This window comes from Microbacterium sp. Root1433D1, assembly GCF_001426835.1.
Taxonomy (GTDB): domain Bacteria; phylum Actinomycetota; class Actinomycetes; order Actinomycetales; family Microbacteriaceae; genus Microbacterium; species Microbacterium maritypicum.
This window is the reverse complement of record NZ_LMFN01000004.1, coordinates 164,024-181,606: the sequence shown is the minus strand read 5'-3', so window position 1 is coordinate 181,606 and position 17,583 is coordinate 164,024. Positions and strand designations below refer to the sequence as shown.

Here is a 17,583-nt window from a genome sequence, read left to right as displayed (position 1 = left end):
GCCCGCGGATAGACTGGGAGCCATGTCCAAGGTCCTCCAGTCCCTGCCCGTCGGCGAGCGCGTCGGCATCGCCTTCTCCGGAGGACTCGACACCTCCGTCGCCGTCGCCTGGATGCGCGAGAAGGGCGCAGTGCCCTTCACCTACACCGGCGACCTCGGTCAGTACGACGAAGACGACATCGCTTCGATCCCGGGTCGCGCACTGGAGTACGGCGCCGAGGCCTCGCGGCTGATCGACTGCAAGACCGCCCTGGTCGAAGAGGGCTTCGTCGCCCTCTCCTGCGGCGCCTTCCACATCCGCTCCGGCGGCAAGACCTACTTCAACACGACGCCCCTCGGGCGCGCAGTCACCGGCACCATGCTGGTGCGCGCCATGAAGGAGGACGGCGTCGACATCTGGGGCGACGGCTCCACCTACAAGGGCAACGACATCGAGCGGTTCTACCGCTACGGCCTGCTCGCCAACCCGCGCCTGCGCATCTACAAGCCGTGGCTCGACGCCGACTTCGTCACCGAACTCGGCGGCCGCAAGGAGATGAGCGACTGGCTCGTCGCCCGCGACTTCCCCTACCGTGACTCCGCCGAGAAGGCCTACTCGACCGACGCCAACATCTGGGGTGCGACGCACGAGGCCAAGACGCTCGAGCACCTGAACGTATCGCTCGAGACCGTCGACCCCATCATGGGCGTCAAGTTCTGGGACCCGGCCGTCGCCATCGAGACCGAAGACGTCACCGTGACCTTCGAGGCCGGCCGCCCCGTCGCGATCAACGGCGTCGAGTACAGCGACCCGGTGGCCCTGGTCATGGAGGCCAACACGATCGGCGGACGCCACGGCCTCGGCATGAGCGACCAGATCGAGAACCGCATCATCGAGGCGAAGTCCCGCGGCATCTACGAGGCTCCGGCCATGTCGCTGCTGTTCATCGCCTACGAGCGCCTGGTCAACGGCATCCTGAACGAAGACACCCTCGCGACGTACCACGAGCAGGGTCGCCGCCTCGGTCGCCTCATGTACGAGGGACGCTGGCTCGAGCCGCAGTCGCTCATGCTGCGCGAGTCGATCCAGCGCTGGGTCGGCCTCACGATCTCGGGCACCGTCACGATCCGTCTGCGCCGCGGCGACGACTGGACCATCCTCGACACCGTCTCGCCGAACCTCTCGTACGGCCCCGAGAAGCTGTCGATGGAGCGCGTCGGCGACGCGGCCTTCGGACCGGTCGACCGCATCGGCCAGCTCACGATGCGCAACCTCGACATCGCCGACTCGCGCGCACGCCTCGAGCAGTACGCGGGCCTCGGTCTCGTCGGAGGTGCAACCGGTGAGCTCGTCGGCCGCGTGACGGCGGGCGAGTCGAGTGAGATCACCGACTCGGTCCCCGGTTCGATCTCCGAAGCCGACGAGACTCTGGCCGGCGCCGTCGACTCCGCATCCGAGGGCGCGGCCTTCGACTCCGGCACCGACTGACCCGACGAACGAACGACGGATGCGCCGACGCCCTGAGGGTGTCGGCGCATTCGTGCGTCAGGCCACTCTGCTCGCCTCGGCGATCCGCGTCGCAGAGCGATCGATGATCCCCGGGAGCACGTCGTCGAACAGGAACAGGAGCGCGGTACACCCCCATCGCGCAACGCGTGACACCACACGGCGCGGACGGAGCCGGCGGGGCACCCGTCGCCGAACGCCTCGCGGCGAGCGCCGGTGCGGATATGATGCGAAGGCGCGACCCTGAAACGCGCACTGGGGCTCGGTGGGACTGAGTTCCACCTGTCTACCCGAAAGAGTTCTCGACGATGATGACCGATTCGCAGGAATCCGCCGTACCTTCTCGCCCCTCGCTGGGCGTTCGCATCGGACGCATCGCGTTCCTCGTGGTCGCCGGAATCATCGTGATCGCCGTGGCTGCGGCGTTCTTCGTCACGTGGACGATCCAGCGCTCGTTCCCGCAGACCGACGGATCCGTCGAGCTCGACGGACTCACGGCCGAGGTCACGGTGCAGCGCGACGACCGCGGCATCCCGACCATCACCGCCGACTCGACCGACGACCTGTTCTACGCTCAGGGGTTCGTGCACGCGCAGGACCGCTTCTTCGAGATGGACTTCCGTCGCCATGTCACCGCCGGCCGCGTCGCCGAGATGTTCGGGGAGTCGCAGGCGGGGACCGACGCCTTTCTGCGCACGCTCGGCTGGCGCAAGGTCGCCGAGGCCGAGGTCGAGGCGATGGACGACACCACCCGCAGCTACTACGAGGCGTACGCGGATGGCGTGAACGCCTATCTGGCCTCGCGGTCGGGCGCCGAGCTTTCGCTCGAGTACGCCGTGATCGGCCTGCAGAATCCCGACTACGTGCCCGAGCCGTGGGAGCCCGCGGATTCCGTGGCCTGGCTCAAGGCCATGGCCTGGGACCTCCGCGGCAACATCGAGGACGAGACCGAACGATCGCTCCTGGCAGCCGAGCTGAGCGGCGGCACGGATGGCGAGGGCACGGATCCCACGGCGACCGAAGACACTCTCGCCAAGCTCTACCCCGACTACCCGTTCGACGAGAACCCCGTGATCGTCCCGAAGATCTCGACCGTTCCGACGCTCGGAACCGACGCGGAGCCTGCGGCGTTCACCCCCACCGAGACCGAGGGAGAAGTCGAGCAGGCCTCCACGACCATCGAATGGGAGGAGACGTCGAGCGTCATCGAGGCAGCGAGCGTTCTGGTGGGCGACGTCGGCGAGGGCATCGGCTCGAACTCCTGGGTCGTCTCCGGCGCCCTCACCGAGACCGGGATGCCCCTGCTCGCGAACGACCCGCACCTCGGAGCATCCCTCCCCTCGGTCTGGTACCAGGTGCAGTTGAAGTGCTCGACGGTGGACGAGGAATGCCCGTTCGACGTCGGAGGCTTCTCGTTCTCGGGGCTCCCCGGCATCGTGATCGGCCACAACCAGAAGGTGGCCTGGGGGTTCACGAACCTCACCACCGACGTCACCGACCTCTACATCGAGCGCGTCGAAGGCGACCAGTACTGGCGCGACGGGGCACTGGTACCCCTCGAAGAGAGCACCGAGACGATCAAGGTCGCGGGCGGTGACGACATCGAGCTCACCATCCGCTCGACCGTGCACGGGCCCCTCATCTCGGGCCTCACCGACGACTTCACCGCGATCGCCGGCGACCCCGAACCCGCGCTCGAGGCTGAGGCCGCCGCCCCGACCGCCCCGGTCCCCGGTTCCGAGGACGACGCCGAGTACGCCGTGAGCCTCCGGTGGACGGCCCTGGACCCCGGCACCGCGGCGACCGCGATCTTCGCGCTCTCCACCGCGCAGGACTTCGAGGACTTCCGCTACGCCGCCTCGCTCTTCGACGTGCCGGCCCAGAACCTCATCTACGCCGACACCGAGGGCAACATCGGGTACCAGACGCCCGGTCGCCTCCCCATCCGCGGCGCCGGGGACGGGTGGATGCCTCAGCCCGGATGGGACAGCAGCTACGACTGGACGGGCTTCATCCCGTTCGAGGAACTGCCGGTGTCGTACAACCCGAACTCCGGGTACATCGTGACCGCGAACAACGCGATCGTGACCGACGACTACGAGTACTTCCTCTCCCGAGACTGGGACTACGGCTACCGAGCGGCACGGATCGCCCACCTCATCGAACGGCGGGCGGCCGTCGCGCCCCTGACCGCGGAAGACATGCGCGAGATCCAGATGGACAACGAGATGTGGATCGGCACGCAGCTGGCGAGCGTCATGGGCGACGTCGACGTGTCCGGCGCCGGTCCGACCGAGGCCGTCGAACTGCTGCAGGGATGGGACGCCCAGAACACGGCATCGTCGCCTGCCGCGGCCTATGCGAACGTGTTGTGGTCGAACCTGGTGCAGAACATCTTCGCCGAGCGCGCCCAGCCCCTCCCCATCGACGGTCAGGCCCGCCTCTTCACGGTCGTCTCCGCGATGCTGGCCGATCCCTCCGACCCGCTCTGGGTCAACGAGCAGATCGACGTCGACGGGATGGAGCAGATGCTGGCGCTGTCGGCGCAAGAGGCCTACGACGAGCTCGCGGCGCTGCAGGGAACCACCGTCTCACGCTGGAACTGGGGCGACCTGCACGCGATCACCCTCACCAGCGACACGCTCGGCTCGTCGGGCATCGCGCCGATCGAAGCGCTCTTCAACCGAGGGCCGTTCCCGGTGGGCGGAGGTGCGTCCGTGGTGAATGCGACCGGGTGGGAGCTCGGCGTCTCGTACGCGACCACCACCGTGCCGTCGATGCGCATGGTGATCGATCTGTCGGATCTCGACGCGTCGACGTGGAACCACCTCACCGGAGCGTCCGGCCATGCGTACAACGAGCACTACACGGATCAGACGGCGGACTGGGCAGCAGGCATCCAGAAGCCGTGGGCGTACTCGGCGAAGGCGGTGAAGGCGGCTGCCGTCGACACTCTGGTGCTGACTCCGGCCGGCTGAGCGAAGGGCGCGCGACGGCGTCCCGAGCGGCGCCTCAGGATGCTCGGCTACCGTTGGTGGGTGCCATCCAGCTATCTCGCCCCCAAGGGCACCTCCGTCACGCTCCTGGAGTTCGAGCACGGAGGTGCGACGCTCATCGCCGAGACGTTCGGCGACGGACCGCACACGTACCTTCTCCTGCACGGCATCGGCATGGGTCGCAGCGTCTACCTCGACGTCGTGCAGCGCCTGGAGGGGCGGGTCATCGCGGTCGATCTGCCCGGCTTCGGCGAAGCGCCCGAGCCCACGCGGACCCTCACGATGGAACGGCACGCCGACCTCGTCGCCGCCTACCTCCGACACGTGGACTCGGGCCCCGTCGTGGTGATCGGTCACTCGATGGGCAGCCAGATCGCGGCCGAGCTCGCCGCGCGGCATCCGTCCCTCGTCGAGGCGGTGGTGCTCGCCGGCCCGACCGTCAACAAGGCGGCACGCAACATCGGCGCGCAGGCGCGGTATCTGCTGACCGACCTCGTCGGAGAACGACCGCTCGTCCTCTGGCGCGGAGCCAGGGAGTACCTCCGCGGCGGCCCCCACCTCTTCCGCAAGATGCGCGCCACCATCGTGCACGAGCCCGAAGACGCCTTCGTGCGCATCGAGTGCCCCGTGCTCGTGCTGCGAGGAGAGAGCGACCCGCTCGCCCCGATGAGCTGGTGCCGCGAGATCATCGACGCCATCCCCGGCGCCGACCTCGAGGTCATCCCCGACCACGGTCACGGCACGCTCATCAGCGACTCCGAGCCGGCGGCGCGCCTGATCCACGAGTTCACCGCCCGCCTCTGAGACGGTGGCCGCGGGTCAGCCTGCGGCGGGCGGGGTCTGCTTCGACTCGGCGAGCTCGTCCACGACGAGGCCCCGCTGTTCGATGGTGCCGTTGCGGTAGGCCTGCCGCCCGACCATGTGCGCCGAGAGCGGGGCGGTCGCGAACTGCATGAGCACGACCGGGGCGACGAGCACGAAGCCGAGCAGGATGCCGCCGATCGAACGCTGCGACAATGCGATCGCGATGCAGATGAGCAGCAGTCCGAGCACCTGGGGCTTGGTCGCCGCGTGCAGACGAGACGGCACATCCCGGAAGTGCAGCAGCCCGACGGCCGCCGACAGGCACAGCACGGCGCCGAGCAGGATGAGCACCAGCACCGCCACGTCGATGACGGCATCGGGGATCATGAGACCGAACACGTTCATGGTGTCGTGTTGTCCCTTCTCGCGACGAACCGGGCGACGGCGATCGACCCGAACACTCCGACGGCCGCGATGATCAGGAGCACGGGGATGTTGCGGGTGTGGCCGTTGATGGCCATCTCGGCACCGATCACGCACATCACCTCGGTGAGGAGCACGTCGGAGGCGACGGCGCGGTCGAGGATCGACGGCCCGCGCACGATGCGGATCAGGGCGAGGACGGCGGCGAGGCCGAACACCACCATGATCAACAGCAGCAGGATGTTCATCGGGCACCGCCCTTCGTCGCTCCGACGCCCGCACGCTCGTCAGCCTTGAGGGCGCGGTACTGAGCAGGGTCGCCGAGGGCTCGCACGACGCGTCGCTCCCAGCGGAGCACCCCGGCGCGCTGCTTCTCGACGTCGTCGAGGTCGCGCACGCCGATCACGTGCAGATAGAGGATCTGCCGATCGCGATCGGTGTCAACGACCAGGGATCCGGGGATCAGCGAAGACACGACAGCGACGTGCGTCATCACCAGGTCGTCGGCGTAGCGCAGCGGCACCGCGATGATGGCCGTGCCCGGCTGACGACGGAAGTCGAACACCTGCACCGTGACCGAGAGGGCGCCCCTCAGCACGGCGAACAGGAACTGCACCACGAACAGCGCGGCGTACCAGAGGTTGATCCGGCCCGAGAGCGCGACGGTCGGCAGGCGGAAGACGCGGGTGACGAAGATCGCGACGACGAGTCCGGTGAGGAACGACAGCACGGTGAACTGCGCCCACAGCAGCATCCAGAGCACGACGAGCCACGCGAGGAACGGCAGCTGCACGCGGATGTCGCGCCAGAGGTGACGTCGGGTGTCACGCGCCATCAGCCCACCTCCTGTTCCAGCTGCACGAGGCTCACGGGCTGCAGCAACGAGGCGCCGATGCGGTCGCACAGTGCGTAGAGAGGGCCAGCGAAGATCGTCAGGGCCAGTGTGACCGCGACCATGCCGCCGGTCGCCAGGGTCATGATCTTCGGGATGCGGCGACGCTCCTGCTGCTCATCGGCGGCCGGTGCATTGCCAAGGTACGAGATGCGCCCCTCGGTCTCGGTAGAGTCCTCCTCCTCGCGCCAGAAGGCGAGGTTCCAGGCGCGCATCAGGGCGTACAGGGTCAGCAACGACGTGACGATGCCGCCGAAGATCAGCACGATCATGATCGGAGTGCCGACCGACGCCGCCGCCTCGAACAGCGCGAACTTGCCGATGAACCCCGAGAAGGGCGGCAGGCCGCCGAGGTTGATCGCGGGCACGAAGTAGAGGATGGCGATCAGGGGCGCGACCTTCAGCAGTCCCTTGACGCGCAGGATCGACGTGCTTCCCGCTCGACGTTCCACGAGCCCCACGGCGAGGAAAAGAGTCGTCTGCACCACGATGTGGTGAACGATGTAGTACACCGTGGCGCCGATCGCGGCGGGCGTCGCGATCGCGAGACCGAAGATCATGTAGCCGACGTGGCTCACCAGAGTGAACGACAGGATTCGTTTGAGCTCGGCCTGCGCCACGGCGCCGAGCACACCGACGATCATGGTCGCGAGGGCGATGATCAGCAGCACGGTGTCGATGCTGTTCGAGGCGAACAGCTGCGTCTCCGTGCGGATCAGCGCGTACACGCCGACCTTCGTCAGCAAGCCGGCGAACACCGCCGTGACCGGAGCCGGTGCGGTCGGATACGAGTCCGGCAGCCAGAACGACACCGGGAAGATGGCCGCCTTGATGCCGAACGCCACCACGAGCATGAGGTGCAGCACCAGCTGGGTCTCCTGCGGGAGTTCCGACATCCGCTCGGCGATCTGAGCCATGTTGACCGTGCCGAGAGCCCCGTAGATCATCGCGATCGACGCGAGGAACAGGATCGACGAGACCAGCGAGACGACGATGTAGACGGCGCCGGTGCGGATGCGGGATTCGGTGCTGCCGAGCGTGATCAGCACATACGAGGCGACGAGCAGGATCTCGAAGCCGACGTAGAGGTTGAAGAGGTCGCCCGCGATGAAGGCGTTGAAGATGCCGGCCGCGAGGATCAGGTACGAGGGGTTGAAGATCGAGATCGGGGTCTCGTCGGTGCCGTCCGCGGCGCCCTGGCCGATGGAGAAGAGCAGCACCGCGAGCAGCACGATGCTGGAAATGAGCACCAGGAGCGCGGCGAGCCTGTCGACGTAGAGCACGATGCCGAAGGGCACGGGCCAGCCGCCGACCGACACCGCCAGCGGCGCACCGGAGTCGACCACGACCAGGAGCACGGCGGCGATCACCGAGACGGCAGCGAGGGTCGCGACCGTGACGACGACCTGCAGGCGCGGGTTCCGACCGAACACGAGCGTGACGGCGGCCCCGAGCAGAGGTAGCGCGACCAGGAGCGGGACGAGGGCGGTCATGGCCTGCCCTCCTCGTTCTCGTCGCGGTCATGGGGTTCGTCGGGGCTCGGTTCACGGCCCTCGTCTGAGGGCGCAACGGGTTCGCTCCCCCATCCGGTCGGAGCGTCGAAGGGCGCGTCGTCGTGGATCGACGGGTGGTCGCGCATGTGCAGAACCGTGATCGGCGCGGTCTGCACGCCGACGAAGTCCGTCGTCGCCTCGTCGTCGTCGGTCTCGGACTCGTCGTCCATGAGGTCTTCGTCGGCGTCGGTGCGCTCGCGGAGCGCGATGTCGGCCTCGTCGTCCTCGACCGTGTCGGCCTGGCCCAGCTGCCAGGAGCGGTAGATCAGGGCGAGGAGGAATGCCGAGACCGCGAACGTGATCACGATGGCGGTGAGGGTGAGCGCCTGCGGGAGCGGATCGCTCATCTCGCCCTCCGTCCCGAAGAACGGGGCATTGCCGGGGACGCCCATCACGATCAGCAGCAGCAGGTTCGTGGCGTTGCCGAGCAGCAGGAAGCCGATCAGCACGCGGGTCAGGCTGCGCTCCAGCATCGCGTACACGCCGCACGCGAAGAGGATGGCCATGATGACGATGAGGGTGAGGGAGACGTCCATCAGCTGCTCCTCCCGCCCCGGGAGAGGAATCCTTCAGGACCCGGCGTGGTGCGAAGTGCCGCCTGACGGTCGACCTCGGCACCGAGGCTGCGCAGCACGTCGAGCACGAGGCCGATCACGACGAGATACACGCCCACGTCGAAGATGGTCGAGGTGACGAACTCCATGTGCCCGATGCCGGGGATCTCCCACTCCCAGAAGGTGCTGGTCAGGGGCGCCAGGCCGAAGAACAGCGGGACGACGGCGGTGCCGACGGCCAGGATGAGGCCGGTGCCGAGCAGCCGACCCGCATCGGTGGGAGCCGCGGCGCCCAGCTCCCAGCGACCGCCGGCGATGTAGCGCATCACCAGGGCCATGCCGGCGACGAGACCGCCGGCGAAGCCGCCGCCGGGCAGGTTGTGACCGGCGAACAGCAGGAAGATCGACACCACGATGATGGTGTGGAACAGGATGCGGACGATCACCTCGAGCAGGATCGATCTGTTCTCGGGCTTCATCTTCTGCCCGCCGACGAGCCAGGCCCGGGGACTGCTCTCGTTCTCGGAGGTCTGGAAGCGGATGCCCTCGGTGGTCTCGACGAGCGGACGGCTGCGCGCGGCCTTGCGCGTGGCGCGCGGGAGGTTCTTGGTGGCGGCGAGCAGGTCGGCGCGGTGCGTGACGAACACGAGGGAGGCCACACCGGTCGCGGCGAGCACCAGCACCGAGAGCTCGCCCATGGTGTCCCAGCCACGCAGGTCGACCAGCGCCACGTTGACGACGTTCTTGCCGTGGCCGATCTCGTACGCGAGCCTCGGGAAGGCCTCCGAGATCGGGGTGGCCACACGGGACTGGGTGGCGACGACCGCGACGAAGGCCATCGTGACGCCCACCCCGATGGCCAGCAGCGCCCGGGGGATGCGTCCGACCGAGGCGTTGTGCTCACCCATGCGTGCGGGGAGGCGACGGAGCACGAGCGCGAAGGTGACCATCGTCACCGTCTCGACGAGGATCTGCGTGAGCGCGAGGTCAGGGGCGCCGCTCGTCGCGAACAGCACCACCATGCCGAGGCCGGTGACCGAGACCAGCACCACCCCGGTGTACCGCTTCTGCGCGCGGACGGCGAAGACGCCGGCGATCGCCATGATCGGCGCGACCACGATCTGCGCCGGGGTGTGCCAGGCCGACAAGTGGTACCGATCGATGTCGCTCGCGATCAGCGCCGTGACCTCGGCGGCGACGAACACGACGAAGATCGTGCCGACGTAGACCGGCAGCGAACCGCGCTGCGTGAGCGTGGTGCTGAGCACCGAGAGCCGGTCGACCCCGCGCATGACGAGGTAGTACACGTCGGCCGCGGTGAAGCGCAGGAACCGCGCCTTGCGGTCCCAGCCGGTCTTCCGAGTGAGCAGGAAGAGCCCGATGCCGAGGACGATCGACAGGATCGAGATGCCCAGTGCGGGTTCGAATCCGTGCCAGAGCGCGAGGTGGCCGGGCCCCTCGACGGCCTCACCGGCGTGGTCGAGCCCGGGTGTCGCGGTGAGGGCGTAGCCCTGCAGAGCCGTGTCGAGTGCGGGGGCGCCGATACCCGCGGCGAGTGTGACGCCGGCGAGGATGATCGGTGCGGACAGGAAGCCGACCGGCGGGTCAGGCCACGCCGTGTCCGGCAGCTGCCCACCCTGTTCGTCGCGCTTCTTCCAGAACGCCCCCCAGAGGAAGCGCACGCCATATGCCGCAGTGAGCATGGATCCGAGGACGATCCCGATCAGGGCGACGAGGCCCCAGGGAGAACCGCCCTGCGCGTCGTCGAGGAGGGCCGTGAGAGTCGACTCCTTGGCGACGAAGCCGATGGTGGGGGCGATGCCGGCCATCGAGGCGACCGAGATGAATGCCGCTGTCGCCATGACCGGCGCCTGCCGCCCGACACCGGAGAGCTCGTTGATGTCACGCGTCGACAGCTGACGGTCGATGACGCCGACGATGAGGAACAACGCCGACTTGAACAGCGCGTGCCCGATGACCAGGGCGAGTCCCGCGAGCGCGGTCGCCTGCGTGCCGTAGCCGACCACGATGGCGAAGAAGCCGAGCTGGCTGACCGTGCCGAACGCGAGGATGCGCTTGAGGTCGGTCTCGCGCAGCGCCTGGATGCCGCCGAGCAGCATCGTCACGATGCCGAGGGTGATGACGATCGGGCGCCACGTCGTGCTGAAAGCGAAGATCGGTGCGAAGCGGGCGATGAGGTAGATGCCGGCCTTGACCATCGCGGCCGCGTGCAGATAGGCGCTCACCGGCGTGGGAGCGGCCATGGCGCCGGGAAGCCAGAAGTGGAAGGGGAACAGCGCCGACTTGCTGATCGCTCCGATCAAGAGCATCACGATCGCGGCATCCACGAGGGGCCCGCTGGGCGCGATCGCGAGGATCTCGCGGATGCTCGAGGTTCCGGTGTCGACCACGAGCAGCACGACGCCCACGAACATGACGAGGCCGCCGAGCGTGGTCACGAGCAAGGCCTGCAGCGCCGCACGACGGCTGGCCGCGCGACGGCGGTAGTGACCGATGAGGAGATAGGAGAGGATGCTCGTGACTTCCCAGAACATCACGAGGATCACCAGGTCGTCGGTCAGGACGAGTCCGTACATGGCGCCCGCGAAGCCCAGCAGCACCCCGGCGAACTGCCCGACGCCCGCCGAGTCCTCGTAGAAGTACCAGCGGCAGTAGAGGAGAACCAGTGCGCCGACGCCCGTGACGATCAGGGTGAGCACCCACCCGAGCACGTCCATGTTCATGGAGAGGTTCAGACCCAGTTGGGGGATCCACTCGACCGATTCGAACGGTACCGGCCCGTCGAGCACCTGCGGCGTCATGACCAGCGCGTGCACGAAGGCGACGGTCGGAACGAGGGCGGCGATCGCGAAGGCCTGAGCTCCGAGCCAGCGCACCAGAACGGGCATCAACAGCGACCCGAGGAGGAACACAGCGAGGAGCATCAGCATATACGCGGCTCCCTCAGGGCTCGTCGGCCGTTTGGCTCAGGCGGGCGGGTGTACCTACAGTTTACCGGCGCGAGAGGTTCCTGAGGTCCACCGTTGCACGATCGTGCGAGAGTAGGCCCATGCGGCGGGTCTGGGTTCGAGAGCTCGCGGGCTGGTCGGGGGCGCTGGCCGTCGCGCTGATCACGGCGGCACAGGTCGCTTCGTCCGCTCGCTCTGAGCTGCTGTTCCGTGACGGGGATTCCCTGATCGTGGCTCTTTTCGCGAGATCCGTCCTCTCAGGTGCACCCCTCGACTGGGCGATGTCGAGCGTGCTGTTCCTGCCCGAGTCCGCGGTGTTCGCCGGCCTCGACACGCTGCTTCCGCTCGACGTGAACGGATTACTCGCCGTCAATGCCGTCATCAACATACTCGCGCTCTACGGTGCCCTCCGGCTGGTCGCGGGCCGGCGGCGGAAAGGCACGGCTCCGGTCGCGTGGGCTCTCGTGGGACTGGTGACCTTCGGCGTCCTGGCCATGACCGACGTGTCGGGATCGAGGGACGCTCTGGACCTCGCATCCCTCGTGTTGACGACGACCTACTACTCGGCGACCGTCGTCGCCGTCGTGCTGTCGGTCGGCCTGGTGCGGCGGCTCGTCGACCGGGATCGATTCGGTGGAGCGCTCCTGGTCGTCCTCGGCGCCACGGCCGCGATCGCCACGCTCTCGAACCCGCTCTACGCCGTCTGGGCAACGGTTCCGATCACCCTGGTCCTCGCCCTGATGCTCCCTCGCGCGCCCCACCGCATCCGCCCGACGATGATCCTCGTCGCGCTCATCACCGGCACCGCCCTCGGCTTCCTGGGTCGCATTCCGCTTCGGGCATGGATCAGCAACACCGGAGCCGACTACATCCAGCCCGAGCAGTGGACGGAGTCGGTGGGGTATTACGGAGCCCTCCTCACCACGCGCGCGGGGACGCCGGCCGGGGTGATCGGCATTCTGATCGTGATCGCGCTCATCGTGCTCGCGGTCGTGGGCACGGCACGGGCGGAAGACTTCGGGTCGCGGTTCGTCTCCACCGTCGCGTGGACCATGCCCGTCCTCGTGATCATCGGCGCGATCGTCCTGGGCACGCACGCCGCCCGCTACCTGCAGCCCCTCGCGTTCGCCCCGGTGCTCGCCCTGGTGGCGGCGCCGCGTTCCTGGCGAGCGCCGTTCCGGGTGCAGTCCGTCGTCGCGGCCACCGTGTCCGCGCTTCTCTTGATCGGCGGCGCGCTCAGCGTTCCCCGGCTGGTCGGCGCGAGCGCGAGCCCCGATCCCGATCTGACGTGCGTGACCGATTGGGTGAACGCCTCGGGTCGCACCGGTGCCGGCCAGTTCTGGACGGTGCGCCTGCCCAAGCTGCATGTGGAGGATCCCGCCCGTCTCGTGCAGGTCGATCATGAGCTCAACGGCTATGCATGGCTCGTGAACCGAGAGGACTTCGAGGCCCGCGAGGTGTCGTTCCTCGTGGAGGATGCGCAGACCGTCGAGTGGCGTCTTCCCACATCGGAGATCCCCGACGAGGTGATCGGCTGCGGTCGATATCGCATCATCGACTTCGGCGACGCCACTGTGCCGCTCGGCCCGCAGCACAGCTGAGGCGACGGTCGTCCCAGCCGCTCAGCGGGGAACGGGGCCGGTCGTCGTGCCGGCGCGGAACACACATGTGAGGTGCTGCGTCATCCCGGGCTCACCGCCGAGCATGCGGGCGACCTGCTCCCCCGCCGCGCGGCCCTTCTCGACGGCCGGCTGCACGCTGGTGGTGAGGGTGAGACCGCCGAGTCCATCGACCTCGATGCCGTCGAAACCGGCCACGGAGAGATCTTCGGGCACGCGCAGCCCGAGTTCCTCCGCCGCGCGGATCACCCCCACGGCGAGCAGGTCGCTCTGTGCGAGCACGGCGGTCGGTCGAGTGGCGGGGTCCGTCAGGAGCATCCTGCCGACCAGCACCCCCTCGTCGATGAGGCTGCCGGATGCCGAGATCGCCGGGGCGTCGGGGAACACCTGGCGCATCCCCTCGAGTCGATGCACGGTGACGTCGACGGTGGCGTTCGCGATCCGCTCCGGGCTCACCGCGGCCCGCTCCCGCTCGCTGTCGAGCGGGAGCGTGACCAGGGCGACATCGCGGTGGCCGAGATCGTGAACGTGTCGCGCGACGTCGGCGGAGGCGGCGACGTTGTCCAGGGTGATGCGCGGGATCTCCCCTCCGGCATCGCCTTCGATCACGACGACAGGCAGACCACGACCGACGACCACTTCGAGCGAGGCCTTCGTCCGCCCGGAGCAGCCGATCAGCACGAAGGCATCGACGGGTGCGTGCGTGATCGCGGCACCCTCCTCCCCCGGCTCGTCCCGCATCAGAAGGATGCCGGCGCTGAGGTCGGCGAGCCCGTCGGTGAGCCCGTCCATCATGGCCGTGGTCACCGGGTCGAGGAATGCCGCGCGCAGATGCCCTTCGAGAACGACGGCGACGATACCGCTGCGTCCGCGGCGCAGGGATGCCGCGCGAGGATCCGGACCGGCGTAACCGAGGTCGGCAGCGGCGGCGAGCACACGCTCCCGTGTGGCAGCCGCCACGTTCGCCTTGCCGCTGAAGACGATCGAGGCGGTGGATGTCGCCACGCCCGCCTCGCGTGCGACGTCGGCGATCGTGGGCCGACGCGGCGTCTCCTGACTGCTCATACTTCGAGGATAGCTCCCTTCGCTTCCCTCGGGTCGAATCGATTCGATAGGCTGTCCGACATGGAAACAGCCCTCTCCCGTTCGCAGTTCGTGCGCTGGCGCGCCGCGATCTTCGCCATCTTCCTCGCGAGCGGCCTCTCGATCGCGACCTGGGCGTCACGCGTCCCCGGGATCAAAGAGGCGCTGGGTCTGGACAACGCGCAGGTCGGTCTCATCCTTCTCGGCATGGGCGTGTCGTCGATCGTCGGCATCTCGACGGGCCCGGCCGTGATGGCGCGCCTGGGTGCTCGACGCGGGATGCTGCTGACGATGCTGACGTTCGCGCTCGGCATCGTGCTCGTCGGGCTGGGCGCCAACGTCTTCGGTTCGGTCCCCGTCGTCCTCATCGGCATGGTGCTCTTCGGCTTCGGCAACGGATCGGTCGACGTCATGATGAACGTCGAGGCGACCGCGATCGAACAGCAGATGGGCCGGACGATCCTCCCGGTCTTCCATGCGTTCTTCAGCTTCGGCACGGTCATCGGCGCGGGGATCGGCGCCCTCGCGGCACAGCTCACGATCGACGTCGCCACCCACGCCGCGATCATGGGCGCACTGATCGCCGTGATCGCCGTCGTCTGCTTCTTCCAGGTGCCCGTGCGCGAGGCCGCCCTCGACCCGGCGCCGCACGAGAAGCCGGCGTTCCGCGCACGCATGCACACCGCGCTCGAAGCCTGGCGCGAACCTCGCACCTACCTGATCGGCGTGGTCATGCTCGGCATGTCGTTCGCCGAGGGCGGCGCGAACGACTGGATCGCCCTGGGCACAGAACAGGGTCACGGCTTCGCCGAGGGCACCGGCGCCGTCTCGCTCGCCGTGTTCTCGGTCGGCATGACCGTCGTGCGCCTGTTCGGCGGACCCCTCGTCGACCGGTTCGGACGCGTCCTGGTGCTGCGCGTCCTCGCAGTGGCGGCGGCCTCGGGCATCCTGCTGTTCATCCTCGCTCCCACCTTCCCGCTCGTGCTCGTCGGGGCGGCGCTGTGGGGTATCGGCGCATCGCTCGGCTTCCCGCTGGGCATGTCCGCCGCGGCGGACGATCCCGCGAAGGCGGCCGCCCGGGTGAGCGCTGCGGCCACGATCGGCTACATCGCGTTCCTCGGCGGACCGCCCGTCCTCGGAATCATCAGCGAGCACATCGGCCTGCTGAACACCCTGTTCATCCTGGTCGCTCTGGTCGTGATGTCCGGACTGTTCTCAGGTGCAGCGCGTCCGCTGCGCGAAGACGAGAAGATCCCGGTCACGACGGCGTCACAGGACTGACGTTCAGCCCTCGCGACCCCGCACGAGGGCCGCGGCGTGCGAGCGGCTGCGCGCTCCGAGTTTGGTGAGCACGTTCGAGACATGCGTCTTGACCGTGGGCACCGAGATGCGCAGCCTCGCGGCGAGCTGGGCGTTGGACCACCCCTGCAGTATCCCGTCGAGCACCTCCTGCTCCCGCACCGTCAGGTCGGAGAAATCCCCCCGACGCGAGACGGGCACCGACGGCATCGCACTCTGGGCGGCCGCGGCGAGCGCGCGTCGGGTCACCCGCGGATCCAGCGCGCCCTCCCCCGCCGCGACCGCGCGCACGGCCTGTGCGAGAGCGGGAGCGTCGACCGTCTTCAGCAGGAAGCCCACCGCGCCGGCACGGATCGCTCCGAACACGAGGTCGTCCTCGTCGAAGCTCGTCAGGACCAGGACATCGCCCAGACCGCGCTCGACGATCTCCCTGGTCGCTGAGATCCCGTCTCGCCCCGGCATCCGCAGGTCCATGAGGACGACGTCGGGACGCAGCGCCGCGGCATTGCGCACAGCGACGTCGCCGTCGGCGGCCTCCCCGACCACGGTGATCCCCTGCGCCTCGAGCATGATGCGCAGCCCCGCCCTGATCGCGCCGTGATCATCCGCCAGCAGCACAGTCGGAGCCGTCATGCCGTCGCCTCCCTCGGGATCCGGGCGTGGACCGACCATCCGCCGGCGACCGGACCCGCTGCGAAGACACCACCCAGTGCGCCGACGCGTTCCCGCAGCATCTGCAGCCCCCAGCCCTCGTCGCCGTGGGCGGCTGCACGGCTGGCGACGCCACCACGCGAGCGCACCTCCACCCGCACCTCGGCGCTGCTCCCACGGATCCCGACCTCGACGTCGGCACCGCTCGCATGGCGGACGCAGTTGTTCAGCGCCTCCCGCACGATGCGGATGACGGCTTGTTCGCGTGCCGCTCCGAGATCGTCGACGTCATCGACGACCATGCGCACCACCAGCCCTCCACGTTCCGCCTCCTGCACGATTGCCCCGAGATCCGCCCACCGCGGCGTGGGGGCGAGGGTGCCGTCGCCTCGCCGAAGCACCGAGATCATGGATCGCAGCGCCCCATGGGCATCGAGCCCCGCATCACGCACGGCCTGCAGGGCTTCTCGGTCCGCCGTGCGGTCGGGCACGGTCGACAGTGCGGCCTCGGCCCGGATCGCCATCGCCATCACGTGACCTGCGACCACGTCGTGCAGCTCCCTCGCCATCGTCTCGCGCTCCCGCTGCACCGCCTCGGCGCGGTCACGCTCGGCGACGGCAGCCGCGGCCTCCGCACGCTGGCGGTGCAGCTCGGCGAGCTCGTGCGCCTGGGAGACGGCCACCGCCCACCAGTAGTCGGTACCGAAGATCGCACCGAACTGGACCCCGATGAGAAAGGCCACGGCGAGCGACACATCGGTGAAGAGCCAGGCGACGAGGAACAGCACGGCCGTCGACAGGGCCAGCGCGATGAGCAGCACCCGTCGCCCCTGCGGCCCCGCGAGGAAAGACGCCGTCCACAGCACGTCCAGGAGCACCACCAGGGTGCCGATGCCCCCGACGGTGAGCAGATCGACAACGAACAGGAGCGTGACGAGCACGAGAACCGTCACGGGCAGGCGCCTCTTGACGAGGGCGAGGGCGCAGGCGGGCAGGGCGAGCGCCAGCGACCACCACGGGGAGACGGCTTCCTGGAGGATCGAGAACGGACCCCAGATCCCGCGGAACCCGAACCAGGCCATGACGACCGACAGGAGCGCCATCCCCAACGGGTCCGCCCACCAGCGGTGCCGACGGTACCAGGCGCCGAATCCGCCTTCGACCTGCTCGTGCATGCCCTCATGCAATCACGGTGCGCGCCACCGCGCATCCGACGAAGGGATGAGGAGGTCGGAGGGAACGGTACTTTCGCCC

The 17,583-nt window shown here is 68.7% G+C and carries 14 protein-coding genes; 5 read left to right on the top strand and 9 right to left on the bottom strand.

The features are described 5' to 3' along the window. Positions 1-22 precede the first annotated feature (22 nt). From argG to ASD13_RS16530, 3 genes are all read left to right on the top strand, one after another. The gene (gene argG, locus ASD13_RS16540) at positions 23-1,468 is read left to right on the top strand and encodes an argininosuccinate synthase (protein WP_055871670.1); all 1,446 of its coding nucleotides are present in this window, start codon (positions 23-25) and stop codon (positions 1,466-1,468) included. 329 nt (positions 1,469-1,797) lie between these two features. After that, positions 1,798-4,464 carry a penicillin acylase family protein gene (locus tag ASD13_RS16535; RefSeq protein ID WP_055871983.1) on the top strand — a complete coding sequence of 889 codons (2,667 nt, stop codon included), beginning with the start codon at positions 1,798-1,800 and terminating at the stop codon, positions 4,462-4,464. Positions 4,465-4,524: 60 nt separating this feature from the next. After that, positions 4,525-5,286 carry an alpha/beta fold hydrolase gene (locus ASD13_RS16530; RefSeq protein ID WP_141385580.1) on the top strand — a complete coding sequence of 254 codons (762 nt, stop codon included), beginning with the start codon at positions 4,525-4,527 and terminating at the stop codon, positions 5,284-5,286. 15 nt (positions 5,287-5,301) lie between these two features. Here the strand turns inward: ASD13_RS16530 and mnhG are convergent, their stop codons facing one another. From mnhG to ASD13_RS16500, 6 genes are read right to left on the bottom strand one after another with little or no spacing between them, the layout of a single operon-like run. Beyond that, positions 5,302-5,691, bottom strand: a complete 390-nt coding sequence (gene mnhG, locus ASD13_RS16525; protein WP_046748040.1) for a monovalent cation/H(+) antiporter subunit G — start codon at positions 5,689-5,691, stop codon at positions 5,302-5,304. Continuing rightward, positions 5,688-5,957: a monovalent cation/H+ antiporter complex subunit F gene (locus ASD13_RS16520; protein WP_017829980.1), complete on the bottom strand. Its 270-nt coding sequence runs from the start codon at positions 5,955-5,957 to the stop codon at positions 5,688-5,690. Before ASD13_RS16520 ends, mnhG begins: the two co-directional genes overlap by 4 nt. Beyond that, positions 5,954-6,544, bottom strand: coding sequence for a Na+/H+ antiporter subunit E (locus ASD13_RS16515; protein WP_017829979.1), 591 nt, complete (start codon positions 6,542-6,544; stop codon positions 5,954-5,956). The genes ASD13_RS16520 and ASD13_RS16515 overlap by 4 nt, the downstream gene beginning before the upstream one ends. After that, complete coding sequence (locus tag ASD13_RS16510; protein ID WP_017829978.1) at positions 6,544-8,094, bottom strand: Na+/H+ antiporter subunit D; 1,551 nt, start codon at positions 8,092-8,094, stop codon at positions 6,544-6,546. Before ASD13_RS16510 ends, ASD13_RS16515 begins: the two co-directional genes overlap by 1 nt. Then, positions 8,091-8,690 carry a Na(+)/H(+) antiporter subunit C gene (locus ASD13_RS16505; protein ID WP_055871667.1) on the bottom strand — a complete coding sequence of 200 codons (600 nt, stop codon included), beginning with the start codon at positions 8,688-8,690 and terminating at the stop codon, positions 8,091-8,093. The genes ASD13_RS16510 and ASD13_RS16505 overlap by 4 nt, the downstream gene beginning before the upstream one ends. After that, a complete protein-coding gene (locus ASD13_RS16500) occupies positions 8,690-11,659 on the bottom strand; it encodes a Na+/H+ antiporter subunit A (RefSeq protein WP_055871666.1) in 2,970 nt (989 codons plus the stop codon). Before ASD13_RS16500 ends, ASD13_RS16505 begins: the two co-directional genes overlap by 1 nt. A gap of 119 nt (positions 11,660-11,778) precedes the next feature. Between ASD13_RS16500 and ASD13_RS16495 the strand changes: the two genes are divergently transcribed. Continuing rightward, positions 11,779-13,278 (top strand): hypothetical protein, encoded by a 1,500-nt coding sequence (locus ASD13_RS16495; protein WP_055871663.1) that lies wholly within the window; start codon positions 11,779-11,781, stop codon positions 13,276-13,278. A gap of 21 nt (positions 13,279-13,299) precedes the next feature. On the opposite strand, the gene ASD13_RS16490 is transcribed toward ASD13_RS16495, so the two are convergent. Then, the gene (locus ASD13_RS16490; RefSeq protein ID WP_055871659.1) at positions 13,300-14,361 is read right to left on the bottom strand and encodes a LacI family DNA-binding transcriptional regulator; all 1,062 of its coding nucleotides are present in this window, start codon (positions 14,359-14,361) and stop codon (positions 13,300-13,302) included. Positions 14,362-14,421: 60 nt separating this feature from the next. Here ASD13_RS16490 and ASD13_RS16485 point away from each other — a divergent pair, with 60 nt between their 5' ends. Continuing rightward, positions 14,422-15,660 (top strand): MFS transporter, encoded by a 1,239-nt coding sequence (locus tag ASD13_RS16485; RefSeq protein WP_055871656.1) that lies wholly within the window; start codon positions 14,422-14,424, stop codon positions 15,658-15,660. A 3-nt stretch (positions 15,661-15,663) separates the two neighbouring features. Here ASD13_RS16485 and ASD13_RS16480 read toward each other — a convergent pair whose 3' ends face one another. Then, a complete protein-coding gene (locus ASD13_RS16480; RefSeq protein ID WP_055871653.1) occupies positions 15,664-16,311 on the bottom strand; it encodes a response regulator in 648 nt (215 codons plus the stop codon). After that, the gene (locus ASD13_RS16475; RefSeq protein WP_055871650.1) at positions 16,308-17,504 is read right to left on the bottom strand and encodes a sensor histidine kinase; all 1,197 of its coding nucleotides are present in this window, start codon (positions 17,502-17,504) and stop codon (positions 16,308-16,310) included. Before ASD13_RS16475 ends, ASD13_RS16480 begins: the two co-directional genes overlap by 4 nt. Between the last annotated feature and the right edge of the window lie 79 nt (positions 17,505-17,583).